The sequence below is a fragment of the Methylobacterium nonmethylotrophicum genome (assembly GCF_004745635.1).
Lineage (GTDB): Bacteria > Pseudomonadota > Alphaproteobacteria > Rhizobiales > Beijerinckiaceae > Methylobacterium > Methylobacterium nonmethylotrophicum.
On the sequence record NZ_SRLB01000012.1, the window covers coordinates 223,570 to 238,203 of the forward strand.

Below are 14,634 nucleotides of genomic sequence, written 5' to 3' on the forward strand. Positions count from 1 at the left end.
CTCGCGCGCGGTGACGTCCCGCGCCGGTTACGGCCTGTCCAGGCAGGATAGCGGGGCGTTGCGACGGAATGGAAGCGGCGGGGATCGTGTCTTGCTGCCCTGCGGGATGGTCGTGGGCCGAGATTGCCCGGGTGGGCGCTCTCTCAGAGCGCCCGAGTGATCAGGGCTTGGTTCGAATCGATAATCAGCAAAACAATCGATTCGGGTCGCACTGAATTGAGTAGATATATCACCTCCCCTTTCCCGTGTGGGAGAGAGGCTGGGGGTTGAGGGTGATACGGTTCTGATTCAAGTGCAAACCGTCGTGCTGGCAACGGTCCGTTTAAAGCTTGGATTAGAACCGTATCGCCCTCACCCCTGCCTCTCTCCCGGACGGAAGAAGGGATCCCGCGACATCCTGGTTTTGCGAAGATCAGATGAGGCCGCGTCATGCGCCGCGCGCAACCCCGGATCCCGGCTGCCGCTGGAGCAGGCACCGACCTTCCCCCACGACCATGGCTCCGTCCTTCCCACGCGGCACCGCCCCTCTCCCGGTGCATTTGCCTCCCCGGTCCGCCGCCGCTAAGGAGCGGGCAACCCCGGGAGCGACCTCTTTGACCTTTCCCCAGATCGCCGCGGTGGTCGTCGCCGCGGGGCGCGGCATCCGCGTCGGCGGCGACACGCCCAAGCAGTATCGCCGCGTCGGCGGCCAGGCGGTCCTGACCCGGACCCTGGCGGCGCTCGCGGCCCATCCGGGCATCACCCGGATCCAGGTGGTGATCGCGGCGGACGCCGCCGCCTTCTACGACGAGTGCCTCGGTGACCTCGCGCCCGAGGCGCGGGTCAAGCTCGCCCGGCCGACGGAGGGTGGGGCTACCCGCCAGGCGTCGGTGCGGGCCGGCCTCGAGGCGCTGGGGGGCGGACGCGAGCCCGACCTGGTGCTGGTCCACGACGCCGCCCGCCCCTTCGTCGATGCCGGCCTGATCGACCGGGCGATCGCGGCGGCGCAGAGCCACGGCGCCGCCGTGCCCGGCGTTCCGGTGAGCGACACGATCAAGGTGGTGGAGCCGGACGGGCGGGTGCGCGAGACCCCCAAGCGCGAGGATCTGCGCGCGGTGCAGACCCCGCAGGCCTTCCGCTTCGCGCTCCTGCGCGAGGCGCACGGGCGGGCCGCCGCGGAAGGGCTCGACGGCTTCACCGACGACGGGGCGCTCGCCGAATGGGCCGGCCTGCCCGTGGCGGTCTTCCCCGGCGATCCTCGCAACCGCAAGATCACCCAGGCCGCCGACCTCGTCGAGGCGGACCGCGCCTTCTCGCCCGATTCCGGCGCCCAGGACGACACCATGACCCTTCTGACCCGTCTCGGCACCGGCTTCGACGTGCACGCCTTCACGGAGGGCGACCACGTCTGGCTCGGCGGCGTGCGCATCCCGGCCGATCGCGGCGTGCTCGCCCATTCGGACGGCGACGTGGTGCTGCACGCGCTCACCGACGCGATCCTGGGCGCGCTCGCCGACGGCGACATCGGCGTGCACTTCCCGCCGAGCGACCCGCGCTGGCGCGGCGCCTCCTCCGACCGGTTCCTCGCCGACGCGGTGCGGCGGGTCGCCGAGCGCGGCGGCGTCATCGACCATCTCGACATCACGGTCCTGGCCGAGGCGCCCCGCATCGGCGCCCACCGGGAGGCGATCCGGGCCCGGATCGCCGCGATCGCCGGCGTGCCGCTCTCGGCGGTATCGATCAAGGCGACCACGACGGAGAAACTCGGCTTCGTCGGCCGGGCCGAGGGCCTGGCGGCCCAGGCCGCCGCGACCGTCCGGCTGCCCGCGGAGGCGCCCCATGATCGGTGACACCGCCCTCATCACCCGCGCAAGCGTGCTGATCGCCGCCTATCGCGAGCGCAAGCGCCGCCTCGTCACCGCCGAATCCTGCACCGGCGGCCTGGTTGCGGCCCTGCTCACCGAGGTGGCGGGCTCCTCGGCGGTGGTGGAGCGCGGCTTCGTCACCTATTCCAACGAGGCCAAGGCCGAGATCCTCGGCGTCGACTTCAACCTGATCTCGGCCCACGGCGCGGTGAGCGAGCCGGTAGCCCGTGCCATGGCCGAGGGGGCGCTCGCGCATTCCCGCGCCGACGTGGCGCTCGCCATCACCGGCATCGCCGGGCCGGGCGGCGCCACGCCGGCGAAGCCCGTGGGCCTCGTGCATTTCGGCCTCGTCGCCGCCGGCCGGGCGACCCGGCACATCGAGCGCCGCTACGGCGACCTCGGCCGCTCCGAGGTCCGGCGCTGCGCCGTCGAGGACGCGCTCGGCTTCCTGGAGATGGCGCTCGAGAAGGTGTGAGGCGCCGTCCCTGCCCTCCCGGACAACAAAAAGGCCGCTCTTGCGAGCGGCCGAAGTCGAGGAGGAACGCCCGCGATGGGCATGCTCTGTATAGACGCATGGACATCGCGGTGATGTGCGTGGTCACACGCCGGGCGATCGCCGTCGGGGCGGGCTGTCGTTCAGGTTGGCGGCCTGTTCGATTGGTGCCCGACGATATCATGCCGACCGGGTTATTCCGGGCTCCGCTGCGCGGCCCCGGAACGACGCAGTGGGTGTCGTTCCTGTCGGGCGCGTCAAACACGCTCTGATACGCGTTCCGCTCGATCTAATTCGATAAAGATAGAACGCGGGATCGCCTGGAGAGGAGAGACGCGCTCAATATTTATTTAATCGCGCTAAGCATAGATTGTGTGAGTCCGCTAGTCTGCAGACCCTGATCCGTGCGGGAGAGCGGAGATCTGCTCGAGACCGACATGACCCGTCCAAGCGAAACCCGCCTCACAGCTGCGGCTGGACGGCCCGCAGGATCGCGGCGGTGCTCTCGATGAAGCGGAGCGCCGCCCGGACCTTCTCGGCCGCCAGCGGCAGGCGGGCGCAGCGGGTCGAGAGGTCGTCCAGCCGGCGCTGCTCGATGTCGAGGATCTTGAGCGCGTTCGCGACCGCGAAGCGGATCGCGTCCTTGACCGCGGCGTCGTCGCCCGTCTCGACGAGCTGCCCCTCGATGGTGATGAGCGACTCGTAGCCGCCGAGCTCGTCCGAGATCTGCGTGAGCGCGCGCAGGGTATCGCGGACGCACTCGCCGTCAGCGGCCGGGAGATCGGCGCGCTCGGCGGTCCGCGCGACGTCGCCCACCACCTCCGCGTAGCGGGGCTTCATCTGGGCGATGGTGGCCCGGTCGGCCTGGCTCAGGATGCGGGCCGAGGCCGGCGGTCCGGGAAGCATCAGCGCGGCGGCCGCCGCGGCGGCGACCAGGCGCCGCCAGACCGACGACGGAGGCGGCCCTGCGAGGCGGGCGGCGACCGGGGGGAGACGGCGTGCGATCGGCATCGCGGTGACTTGTCGAGGACCGGGCACGGACCGCATCCGGCGGCCGCGCACCGTGCTGGCCTTCGCGAGTGTTTCTAATACACTTGCCGCGCGGCTTGCCAGTCGGGTCGTCCCATTCGTAAGAGCCTTGCGACCGTGTCCGGGTGGAGATCGCATGAGTTCATCCCCTCAGCCGATCTTCCGGGCCCGCGCCCTCGAGCGCATGGCCTCGCCCGAGCAGCTCGACCATCTCGTCCGCGTCACCCGGCCGGCCGACTGGGTGCTGGCCGCCGTCATCGCCCTGGTGCTCGCGACCGCGGTGACCTGGAGCCTGGTCGGGCGGATCCCGACCCGCGCCGCCGGCGAGGGAATCCTGGTCGGCGTCGGCGGCCAGGTGGTCGATGCCGTCTCGGGCGCCGGCGGCCGCCTCGGCGCGATCGCGGTCGCGGTCGGCGACCGCGTGGCGCAGGGCCAGCCCATCGCCGAGATCGTCCAGAACGAGATCGAGCAGCGCTACCGCGGCGCAACCGAGGTGTATCGCGAGCGCGAGCGCGACCACGCCGACCTGAAGGCGAAAATCGCCGGCGAGCTGAAGACCAAGGCGGCCAACTTCGTCAAGGTCGAGCGGGCCTTCGACCAGATCGTGCAGGCCACCGACCAGCGGATCGACTATCTGTCGACCGAGGTGCGCAACCTCGAGGGCCTGCTCGCCAAGGGCATCACCACCCGCCGCGCGGTGGAGGACCGCCGTCGCGAGCTGATCGACGCGCGCCAGCGCCGCGAGGACGCCCAGAACGAGCTCCTGAAGCTCCGGGCGCAGAAGACCGACCTCGAGACGCAGCGCGAGCGCGAGCTGATGGAGTCGCAGTTCCGCCTCAACGAGGCGCGCCGGCAGATGGAGCAGGTCGGGGCCGAGCTCGGGCGCAACACCCGGGTGGTGAGCCCGATCGCCGGCCGCATCCTCGAGATCAAGGTCTCGCCCGGCTCCGTCCTGGGCGTCGGGACCCCGGTCGTCGCGGTCGAGACGGAGGGCCATTCCCTCGAGGCGATCGTCTACATCCCGGCCGACAAGGGCAAGCAGATCCGGCCCGGCATGGAGGCGAGGCTCGAGCCGAGCACCGTCAAGCGCGAGGAATACGGCACGCTCATCGGCACCGTGATGTCGATCTCCGACTTCCCGATCACCCCGCAGGGCATGCTGGCGGTGCTCCACAACGACACGCTGGTCTCGCGCTTCTCCCGCGAGGGGGCGCCCTATGCCGCCCTGATCCGCCTGCAGCCGGATCCGGCGACCGCGAGCGGCTACCGCTGGGCGGTCGGCCAGGGCCCCGACCAGCGCCTGAGCAGCGGCACCCTGACCCGGGCCGAGATCACGACCCGCGAGCAGCGGCCGCTCGACCTCGCGCTGCCGATGCTCCGGCGCCTCACCGGCCTGTCCGGCTGACGCCGTGCCGGGCGCCACCGACCACCCGGCCGGCGCGCGCGCCCCGCGCGACGCGCTCCTCCTCGGCCGCACCCCGGTGCGGGCGACGCCGGGCGTGCTGCAGATGGAGGCCGTCGAGTGCGGCGCGGCGGCCCTGGCCATCGTGCTGGCCTTCCACGGCGCCTGGGTGCCGCTCGAGGAGCTGCGCGTCGCCTGCGGCGTCTCGCGCGACGGCAGCACGGCGAGCAACATCGTCAGGGCCGCGCGCGGCTACGGGCTCACCGCCAAGGGGTTCCGCCGCGAGCCCGCGACCCTGCGGGAGCTGCCGATGCCCTGCATCCTGCACTGGAACTTCAACCACTTCGTCGTGCTCGAAGGCGTGCGCGGTGCCCACGCCTTCATCAACGACCCGGCCGAGGGGCGCCGCCGGGTCAGCGCCGAGGAGCTCGACCTCGCCTTCACGGGCGTCGTCCTCACCTTCGAGCCGAATGCGGAGTTCCGCCGGGTCGGCCGCCGGCCGCAGGGCTGGCGCCTCCTCCTGCGCGAGCTGCGGGGCTCCACCGCGGCGCTCGGCCTCGTCGCGGCGGTGAGCCTCGCCCTGGTGGTCCCCGGCATCGTCATCCCGGGCCTCACCAAGGTCTTCGTCGACGAGGTGCTGATCCAGGGCGCGACGGGCTGGCTCGTGCCCCTCCTGATCGGCATGGGCCTCACGGCCCTCCTGCGCGCCGGGGTGACGGCCCTGCAGCTCTCGCTGACGCTGCGGCTGCAGACCAAGCTCGCGGTCGTGATGACGAGCCGGTTCCTGTGGCACGTGACCCGGCTGCCGATGGCGTTCTTCGCCCAGCGCCATGCCGGCGACATCGCGAGCCGCAACGGGGTCAACGAGGACGTCGCCCGCCTGCTCTCGGGCGGGCTCGCCGGCCAGGTGCTCGGCCTCGTCTCCGTCGCCTTCTTCGCCGCCGCGATGGCGGCCTACGACCTGCCGCTCGCCGGCATCGCGGTCGGCCTCTCCCTCCTCAACCTCGTGGTCCTGCGCCTGATCGGGCGCCGGCGCGAGGACCTGAGCCGCCGCCTCGCGGTCGAGCGCGGCAAGCTCGTGGCGAGCACCGTCGCGGCGGTGCGCGGCATCGAGACCCTGAAGGCCAACGGCCTCGAGGACGATGCCTTCGGCCACTGGACCGGGATCCAGGCGCGGGCCCTCAACGCCGAGCAGGCGCTCGGCACCGCGTCCACGCTCCTCGACGTCGCCCCCGCGCTCCTCACCGGCCTGACCACCGCGGCGATCCTCGGATTCGGCAGCGTGCGGGTGATCGAGGGCGCCCTGACGCTGGGCGGCCTCGTGGCGTTCCAGTCCCTCACCGCGAGCTTCTCCGAGCCGATCGGCGCCCTCGTCGGGCAGGCGGGCGCCATCCAGGTGGTGCGGGGCGGCCTCGAGCGGCTCGAGGACGTCTACAACTACCCGGTCGACGCCCCCCCGGCATCGCCGGCCGAGCCCTCCGCGCCGCGGCTCGGCGGGCGCGTCGAGCTCGTCGGCGTGTCGTTCGGCTACGCGCCGCTCCAGCCGCCGCTCCTGACCGACCTGTCGCTCACGGTCGAGCCCGGCACCCGCGTGGCGCTGGTCGGCCTCTCGGGCAGCGGCAAGTCGACCCTCGGGCGGCTGATCTGCGGGCTCAACCGGCCCTGGTCCGGGCAGGTGCTCCTCGACGGCCGGCCCCTCGAGGCGATCCCGCCCGAGGTGTTCGCGAACTCGGTCGCCTATGTCGACCAGGACATCGTGCTGTTCGAGGGCACGGTGCGGGACAACCTGACGCTGTGGGACCCGACGGTCTCCGAGGCCGACCTCTCCGAGGCGCTGAAGGACGCGGCGATCCACGCCGAGATCGTGACCCGGCCGGGCAACTACGACTGCCCCACGATCGAGGGCGGCGCCAATTTCAGCGGCGGCCAGCGCCAGCGGCTGGAGATCGCCCGGGCGCTGGTCGGCAACCCGGCGGTCCTCGTCCTCGACGAGGCGACGGCCGCCCTCGACCCGGTGACCGAGCGGAGGATCGACGACAACCTGCGCCGGCGCGGCTGCACCTGCATCATCATCGCCCACCGCCTGAGCACGATCCGCGATTGCGACGAGATCATCGTCCTCGACCGGGGCCGGATCGCCGAGCGCGGCCGCCACGAGGACCTGATCGCGCAGGCCGGCCTCTACGCCCACCTGGTCGCACAGCGATGAACGAGAGGGTTGTCGAACCCGCCGCGCCCTCCGCCGCGCCCACGGCCCGGATCGCCCTCGACGGACGCCGGCCCGAGCGGCTCGACGGGCGGGACCGGCCGCTCGTCATCGCCCGCGGCCACGCCGACGTCTTCCTGGTCCCGGCCTCCGGCGAGGCGCGCCGGCACCTCCTGCGCGCCGAGGCCGGGGACCTCCTCCCGCCGCTGCCGGCCTGGCCCGACGGCGCGAGCCGGATCGTGGCCCTCGGCGTCCCCGGCACCCTGGCGGAGGAGCCCGACGCCCTGCCGGAGGACCGCCTCGAGGCCTGGATCCTGCGCGTCTCCGCCCTGGTCGTCGGCCTGCATCCGGCCTGGGAGATGCGCGAGATCGCGGGGGCGCCGGAGCGCCTGGAGCCGGGCGAGCGCCGCCGCGGCCCGGCCCGGTCGGTGCGCTGGGTCGCGGTCACGGCCGGCACGGCGCGGCCGATGGGGTGCGGGCCCGATGCGGAGGCCGGCGACCCCTGCATCCCGCTCGCGGCCGGCCTCTGGCTCGAGGCCGGCGACGAGGGCTGCACGCTCGCGCAGGCCGATCCGCCGACGGGCCCCGCCTTGCACCAGGCGCTCGACCGCTTCCACGCCTGCGCCTTCGCGGGCCTCGCGCAGGCCGAGGCGGCGCGGCTCGCCGCGGAGCGGGCTCGCCTGGCGCGCCGCCGGCAGGTCGACGCCGCGCGCGCCTCCGACCTCCTCGAGCGGCTCGCCGGGCTGGTGGTGCGCCGGCGGGCCGCGGGCCGCCCGCTCCGGGACGGCGGCGACGCCCGCGGCGACGCCCACTTCCACGGCGACGCCCTCTTGGCCGCCTGCGACCTCGTCGCCGCGACGCTGCCGGCCCGGCTGGCGCGGCGGGCCGGCCGGGCGCGGCGCCCCGAGGAGCCCGAGGATCCCTTCGCGGCGGTGCTCGAGCTGGCCCGGGCCTCGCGCCTGCGGGTGCGCCGGACGCTACTGCGTGGGGCGTGGTGGCGGGGCGATCAGGGCGCGCTCCTCGCCTGGCACGGGGAGGCCGCCGATCCGGTCGCGCTGCTGCCGGACCGCCGCGGCTACGTGATGGTCGATCCCGCGAGGGGGCACCGGCGCCGCGTCGACCCGAGCCTCGCGGCCGGGATCGCCCCCGAGGCCGTGACCTTCTACGCGACGCTGCCGGCCCGGGTGCTGCGGCTCACCGACCTCCTCGCCTTCGCGGCCGGCCCCGCCCGCGGCAACATCGCCCGTATCGCCCTCGCGGCGCTGATGCTGGCCGCCCTCGCCCTGGTAGTGCCGCTGATCACCGAGGTGCTGGTCAACTCGGCCGTCCCGCGCAGCCAGCTCGACCAGGTCGCGGTCTGCGCCGCCGCCCTCGCCGTCGCGGCGATCGCGAGCGCCGCCATCCAGGCGGCCGAGACCCTGGCGATGCTGCGCCTCGAAGGCCTCATCGACTGGACGCTCCAGGCCGCGCTCATCGACCGGATGCTCAGGCTGCGCGCCGAGCTGTTTCGCGACTACACCGCCGGCGACCTCGTCGGCCGCGTCATGGGCATCGACGCCGTGCGGCGCGTGCTCACGGGCCAGACCCTGCGCAACCTGCTCGCCGGCCTGTCCTGCGCGATCAGCATCGGGCTGATGCTCTACTACGACGCGCGGCTCGCCCTCGTGGGCCTGGGCCTCGCGCTCCTGCGCGGCCTTCTCATCGCGGCCGCGGCCGGGTTCCGGCTGCGGCACGAGGGGCGCCACTTCGAGGTCCAGGGGCGGGAATCGGGCTTCATCCTGCAGCTCTTCGCCGGCATCCCCAAGCTGCGGGTGGCCAACGCGGCGACGCGGGCCCTCGCCGTCTGGTCGGAGCTGTTTGCCGCCCAGAAGGCGCACCACGTCGCCGCCCAGCGCGTCGCCAACCGCCTCGCCACCGTCGAGGCCGCCTTCCCGACCCTGGCGACGCTCGCGATCTTCGCGGCCGCGATGCAGGGCGGGAGCAGCCTGACCCGGGATCTCGGCGCGTTCCTGGCCTTCTTCGCGGCCTTCGGCCAGGCCATGGCGCGGATCGGCGCCTGGGCGAGCGGGATCAGCGAGCTCCTGGTGGCGGTGCCGCACGTCGCGCGCCTGCGCCCGCTGCTCGCCGCCGAGCCCGAGGTGGCGGAGGACCGCAAGCCGGCCGGCGACCTCACCGGGGCGGTCGAGCTGTCGCGGGTGACGTTCCGGTACGGCGCAGCGGGCCCGCCGGTCCTCGACGACGTGTCGCTCAGCGTGGCGCCGGGCGAGTACGTGGCGATCGTCGGCCCGTCGGGCGGCGGCAAGTCCTCGCTGTTCCGCCTGCTCCTCGGCTTCGAGCGCCCCGAGGCCGGCGCCGTCTTCTACGACGACAAGGCCCTCGACACGCTCGACGTCGGCACGGTGCGCCGGCAGCTCGGCGTGGTGCTCCAGAACGGGCGGCTCACCACCGGCAGCCTCTACGAGAACATCTGCGGCGGCGTGCCCCTGCCGATGGAGCAGGCGCTCGAGGCCGCCCGCCTCGCCGGGCTCGAGGCCGACATCCAGGCCCTGCCGATGGGCCTGCACACGATGGTGGCGGAGGGCGTGAACACCTTCTCGGGCGGCCAGCGCCAGCGCCTCCTCATCGCCCGCGCCATCGCGCGGCGCCCGCGGATCCTCCTGCTCGACGAGGCCACGAGCGCCCTCGACAACGCCTCGCAGGCGGTGGTGAGCGCGTCCCTCGGGGCGCTCAACGTCACCCGGATCGTCATCGCGCACCGGCTCAGCACCGTGCGGGAGGCGGACCGGATCGTGGTCCTGGTCAACGGGCGCATCGTCCAGTCCGGCCGCTACGCGGAGCTCAGCGCCGCGCCCGGCGTCTTCGCGCAATTCGCCGAGCGCCAGCTCCTGTAGGGCCGGCCGACGGGCCGCGTCCGCGCGGGCAGCCCCGCGCGGCCCGGCACATCCGTCCGGCGGGAGCCGTCGTACCGATGGCCCCGTCAACGGCACAGGCGGCCGCGGAGACTGGCGATGCTCAAGATCGTCAAGGAAGGCATCGTCCGACCGCAAGCCGGCGTCCGACGCGCCGGCCCTCGCGGACGCGGCCTTGTCCCGGGCCTCCGGCGGCCTGAACCCGCAGCCGCTGCCGCCGCGCCGGGGCGGGCGCGGCCTCTGAGGCGCCTGCCGCCGGCCGTGCACGGCCGGTGCCGGCCGCCGATCAGGGCCGGCGCTCCGACGCGATCGGACGACGCTCCATCACCGAACGGCCTCGCGCGAGCGGGGCCGTTCGGTTTTGCGCGCCCCGGCGCAGGGTCGGCCGTGACGGTGCGGCTCGCGCGCGAGCCGGCCGCGATGCCCGGCGGCGCGGTCCGGAGACGGGATGGCCATGACGCGACGGCCATGACGGGATGGCCATGACTCGGCCCGAACTGGGCCATATGGCGGCCACCCTGCCCGGCCATCGCTGCGCTTCAACCGATCCAGGGCCTCCTCCATGCAGAATCTGCGCGCCGCGATCCTGACTGCCATCGGCATCGGCCTGATCACCCTGGCGATCACCGGCATCGCGGACCGGGACGCCCAGGCGCGCCTGGAGCGGGCGCTGCGACCCGCTCCCGTGATCCAGGCCGTGACCAGCGTGCCGGCGCCGCGGTAGGCCCCGACGGTGACGCCGCCGGCGCGATCCTCCGGCCAGCGTGACACGGTGGCCCCGGCGATGACCCTGCGTGCCCGCTACGAGAATGCCGTGCGCGCCCTCGCGGAGCGCGCCGCCGGGATGCGGCGCGCCGGCCTGCCCGCCGAGGCGATCGCGCGCGCGGTGCACGCCGAGCGCCGACGCCTCTCCGCCCACTTCAAGGCCCTGACGCCCGAGCCGGTCCGGACCCGGATCGTCGAGCGGACCGTCCGGGTCTACGGAAACCCGCACGGCCCCTCGATCGACCTCCTGAGGGGACAGGGAAAGTCCTGGGAGGCCATCATCGAGAGCGCGACGCGCCCGGGTCCCGCGGTCGGCCTGACCTCCGACGAGGCCGACGGCCTCCCCTGAGCCGGCATCTGGACGGCGCGATCCTGCCGCCCGCCGCGCCGGTCCCGGGGCGCTCCTTACGGAGGGCAGTTCATGGCCCGCTCCATCGACCGGATGCTGGCGACCTCCGCCCTGTCCCGGGCGGACAGGGGCAGGTCGGCCGCATCGTCGTACCGGCAGCCGGCATTGCCGAAGTTCCGGATCGCCCTCGCGGTCTTGAAGCAGTAACCCGCCTCCTTGTAGATCATGTTTCGCTGATACCAGAACTCGTCGCAGGATTGCGCCAGTCCGGAGGCCGTGCCGGACAGGAAGATCAAGGCCGCGAGCGCTGTTCTGTTCATGATCGGCACCTGTTCTGAGTGTGCAACGTGGAGTGACGTGGACGAGGATCTTCGACACCAGGTCCGGGGCGCGCCCGGCGCCACGCCCGCGGACGTGGAGGCCGCTTCCGGGGATGAAGGCCAGACCATCGCCGCGAGCGGCCTTCCGTGCGCCCGGTCACCCGATATCCCTCCCCCGGTCACGGGCGTCTACCGCAGGTCCTGCCAGCCGGTGCCGATGACCGGCAGGTCGAGCGTCGCGGCGTGCTCGGCATCCATCGCGATCGACCAGGTGTTGGGAACCGGGTTCTTGCCGGGTCCCTGCGGGAAGGGCAGCCCGGCCGGCGGCTCCGCCCCGCCGGCGACCGCCAGCCGCATTCGGTGCCCGGCCCCGAACACGTAGGCGACCGGATAGAGGTCGAGGTCGTAGCGCCTCAATTCCCCGGGGGTGAGCGGCGTCGGGGCGGCCTGGAGGTCGGGCGCGTGGCGCGCGTTGAGGTAGCCCTGCATCACCTGCCGCGACGTCCCGTCGGGCGCCACGTCGTTGAGGCTGACGACGAGGTCGGCATCCGGCGCGCTCGCGCTCGCCCAGAGCGAGATGCGGGGATAGCCGGTCACCTCGGTCGCCGCCGCGAGCGGTGCCGTCGTCCATGTCGCGACCTTCGCCTCGACGGTGCGCTGGTCCTGCACCGACCGGCCCTTGGTGGCGCTGAGCAGCACGGGCAGGAACGGGCCCGTCTCGGGGGAATAGGCCACCGTGACCGGCTCGCCGGCGGCCTGCTGCGTCGTGAGCGAGCCGTCGTTCAGGCTCTGCGCGGAGCCGCTGCGCTGGCCCGAGAGGAAGAGCCGGGTCGGGTGGGCGTCCGGCAGCGGCCAGTCCGCCTCGAAGCGCCAGCGGTTCGCCCCCTTGACGTAGAGCATGACGCGCGCGCCCGTGTCGGCCCCGTTCGCCGCGTCCTTGAGCCAGCGGTCGAGCCACTGGACCTGCAGTTCCTGGATCAGCCCGATATGCCAGCCATGCGCGTAGGGGCCGAAGAACAGGCGCTTCCGCGCGCCCGCGCCGAGCTGGGTGTAGAGGCGCAGAGCGGCGGGCGAGATGTAGTCGTCCTGGCCGCCCGCGACGAAGACCGCGACCCCGCGCTTCCCGATCTCGGCGGCCGCCTCGGCCAGGGTCGTGCGGGCCTTCCACCAGGCGTCGAAATCGGGATGCGCGATGGCGGTGGCGTACTCGGCCTCCGCCCCCGGCGACAGCTTGCGCGCCTCCCGCCCCGGCCCGGGCCGCATGCCGCCCGGATACCACAGCGCCCCGTAGCAGTCGCCGCAGGCGACCTCCGGGACGATGGCCCTGAGGTGCGGCGGCGCCTCCTTGGCGGCGAGCCACTGGCTGATGCCGAGGAGCGAGGGGCCGACCATGCCGACGCGGCCGTTGCACCAGGGCTGCGCCGCCATCCACTCGACGGCGTCGTACCCGTCCTCGCCGAAATGGGCGTAGAGGTCCGCCTTGCCCTCGGACTTCCCCGATCCGCGCAGCGACAGGTGAAGGACCGCGTAGCCGCGGCTGGCGATGTCGAAGAGCGGACCGTCGAAGGACGCGCCGGTGTTGCTCGCCCGTCCGTAGCCGTCGGTCATCAGCACGCAGGGCGTCGCCGTCTCGCCCGAGGCGAGCGCGGGTCGGAACAGGCGGCCCTCGAGCCGCACGCCGTCCCGCGCGGTCACGATCACCCCGTCCTCGAGGGTGATGGGGTAGCGCCTGATCGGGTTCTCGGCGGTCGGCGCCTCCGGCAGCCATCGGCGGCCCTCGGTGCCGGCCCCGACCGGGAAGACGTCCGCCCGGACGGACGCCGCAAGGCACAGGGCGACGGCCCCGATCACCCACCTGACCATGCCAACCTCCCGCGCCCGACGCCGACCTCTTGGCGGATCGGCATCCTCCGTCGGCACCCGAGACCCGACCTTCAGCCCCGCCGGCAGCCGCCGAGCGGGGCATTTCGGCCATGTCGTCCGACTTGTCGCGTATGCTCTCACAAGAGACTGCAGCCCGGTCAAGCCACTCTCCGAAAATGGCTCCGCATGACTCCTTGCAAGCTATCCAGACCACTCATCGGCCAGGCCAATGTCGTCATGCCTCGTCCAGAATTCTGAGAAAGCAGGAGCATCCGGTTGAGTGTAATATTCAAGTAATTGAATTGGTTTATAATCAGAATTATTATATCTCGTCTCGAAATATCAATTTATCTGGCTGTCGCCTATGGAAACCGGTAGCCGAGGCTCTCTCTGAGCGCAGGCTATCCGGTCCGCAACGCCCGCCGACTCGCGCAGTCAAACCCTGTCACGGTAGCGGGCGAGAACGACCTCGATGTCGCGCACCAGTGCTCCGGCAGAGGCGTCCCGGGCGACGAGGTTGTCCAGCGAGCCGTAATGCGCTTCCAGGCACTCCAGCAGGATCGAACGGATGCGGGCCTCGTCGGGTCGGTGCGGGAGTTTCGAGGCGAGGTAGACCGCTTCGAACTCCTTTTCCTTGGCGACGAAGTGCGCCTTGATCTCATCAAGGGTCATGTCGCCACGGCGGATGGCCTTCAGTTGCTCACGGTTGCGCATGAGATCAAGGTCGCCCTCAACCATGATCTGCTCCACCTCTCCCAGGAGCCGCACGACGTGATATGCAAACTTCGTATCAACGCCATGCTTTGCAATAGTCTCGGCGCGCTTCGGATTTGAGGAGTTCGTCTTGGCCTCAATCTTGTGCATTTGAGCGAAGGCGTACCCCTTGAACTTGTGCCACGCCCCCTTGTGCAGGAACTCCCGACGGGCTTCCCGGACGCGCTGCGCCATCGGCGTTGCATGAACCACAAGATTTGGCGCCGTAAACAACGAGTCAATCAAGTTCGGGTTGTTTTGCATGCAATGATGGAAATACGATACTATTGAATAGATCTGAAAATCATATAACTGCGCGGAGTCTTTTCGCTTGACGTGATGCTGCTGCCACACGTTGAACTTCTGCGGCGGCTCACCGAAGCCTTCAATGGCGCCTGTCGTGTGCGGGAACGCGATGTCCTTTGGTGGCACGCAGAAGCCGTAAAGATCCATGTCCGACGTGTCCGAAGAGACGCCATAGGACACCGATCCCATGATGGTGAGGTATTGGCAATTGTCGACCAGCCCTTTCGGTGGTTGGATCAACTCGGCCCGTTGGAGGTCTTGAAGCAGCATCGGCGCAAGGTCCCCTCTGTCCTGGCTTCGGTTCTCTTAGGCCCTGCCTCAGCCCCACCCTTCGTCCACGGGACATTCCGCCCGACGACGAGGCATGGCGGCTCGCGCTCTCGCCGGGCGCGGTG

The 14,634-nt window shown here is 72.1% G+C and carries 11 protein-coding genes; 7 read left to right on the forward strand and 4 right to left on the reverse strand.

The features are described 5' to 3' along the window. Nucleotides 1-608: 608 nt before the first annotated feature. Nucleotides 609-1,829, forward strand: coding sequence for a bifunctional 2-C-methyl-D-erythritol 4-phosphate cytidylyltransferase/2-C-methyl-D-erythritol 2,4-cyclodiphosphate synthase (locus EU555_RS18080; RefSeq protein ID WP_245524357.1), 1,221 nt, complete (start codon nucleotides 609-611; stop codon nucleotides 1,827-1,829). Further along, entirely contained in the window at nucleotides 1,819-2,319 is a 501-nt protein-coding gene (locus EU555_RS18085; RefSeq protein ID WP_135416479.1) for a CinA family protein, read from the forward strand. Before EU555_RS18080 ends, EU555_RS18085 begins: the two co-directional genes overlap by 11 nt. Nucleotides 2,320-2,799: 480 nt before the next feature. Here the strand turns inward: EU555_RS18085 and EU555_RS18090 are convergent, their stop codons facing one another. Further along, nucleotides 2,800-3,348: a hypothetical protein gene (locus EU555_RS18090; protein WP_135416481.1), complete on the reverse strand. Its 549-nt coding sequence runs from the start codon at nucleotides 3,346-3,348 to the stop codon at nucleotides 2,800-2,802. Between the two features lie 154 nt (nucleotides 3,349-3,502). Between EU555_RS18090 and EU555_RS18095 the strand changes: the two genes are divergently transcribed. The 5 genes from EU555_RS18095 (at nucleotide 3,503) to EU555_RS18110 (ending at nucleotide 10,997) form a co-directional block, all read left to right on the forward strand. Next, a complete protein-coding gene (locus tag EU555_RS18095) occupies nucleotides 3,503-4,771 on the forward strand; it encodes an NHLP bacteriocin system secretion protein (RefSeq protein WP_135416483.1) in 1,269 nt (422 codons plus the stop codon). A gap of 103 nt (nucleotides 4,772-4,874) precedes the next feature. After that, the gene (locus EU555_RS18100) at nucleotides 4,875-6,977 is read left to right on the forward strand and encodes an NHLP family bacteriocin export ABC transporter peptidase/permease/ATPase subunit (RefSeq protein ID WP_135416588.1); all 2,103 of its coding nucleotides are present in this window, start codon (nucleotides 4,875-4,877) and stop codon (nucleotides 6,975-6,977) included. Further along, complete coding sequence (locus EU555_RS18105) at nucleotides 6,974-9,865, forward strand: NHLP bacteriocin export ABC transporter permease/ATPase subunit (RefSeq protein WP_135416485.1); 2,892 nt, start codon at nucleotides 6,974-6,976, stop codon at nucleotides 9,863-9,865. The genes EU555_RS18100 and EU555_RS18105 overlap by 4 nt, the downstream gene beginning before the upstream one ends. Before the next feature lie 580 nt (nucleotides 9,866-10,445). Further along, nucleotides 10,446-10,607 (forward strand): hypothetical protein, encoded by a 162-nt coding sequence (locus EU555_RS36235; protein WP_167858588.1) that lies wholly within the window; start codon nucleotides 10,446-10,448, stop codon nucleotides 10,605-10,607. A gap of 60 nt (nucleotides 10,608-10,667) precedes the next feature. After that, on the forward strand, nucleotides 10,668-10,997 hold the full coding sequence (locus EU555_RS18110) for a cell wall-binding protein (protein ID WP_135416487.1): 330 nt from the start codon (nucleotides 10,668-10,670) through the stop codon (nucleotides 10,995-10,997). Between the two features lie 56 nt (nucleotides 10,998-11,053). Here the strand turns inward: EU555_RS18110 and EU555_RS18115 are convergent, their stop codons facing one another. The 3 genes from EU555_RS18115 to EU555_RS18125 form a co-directional block, all read right to left on the reverse strand. Beyond that, nucleotides 11,054-11,317: a YARHG domain-containing protein gene (locus tag EU555_RS18115; protein WP_135416489.1), complete on the reverse strand. Its 264-nt coding sequence runs from the start codon at nucleotides 11,315-11,317 to the stop codon at nucleotides 11,054-11,056. A 189-nt stretch (nucleotides 11,318-11,506) separates the two neighbouring features. Then, on the reverse strand, nucleotides 11,507-13,180 hold the full coding sequence (locus EU555_RS18120; protein ID WP_135416490.1) for a CocE/NonD family hydrolase: 1,674 nt from the start codon (nucleotides 13,178-13,180) through the stop codon (nucleotides 11,507-11,509). A gap of 435 nt (nucleotides 13,181-13,615) precedes the next feature. Next, nucleotides 13,616-14,509, reverse strand: a complete 894-nt coding sequence (locus EU555_RS18125) for a nucleotidyltransferase domain-containing protein (protein WP_135416492.1) — start codon at nucleotides 14,507-14,509, stop codon at nucleotides 13,616-13,618. Between the last annotated feature and the right edge of the window lie 125 nt (nucleotides 14,510-14,634).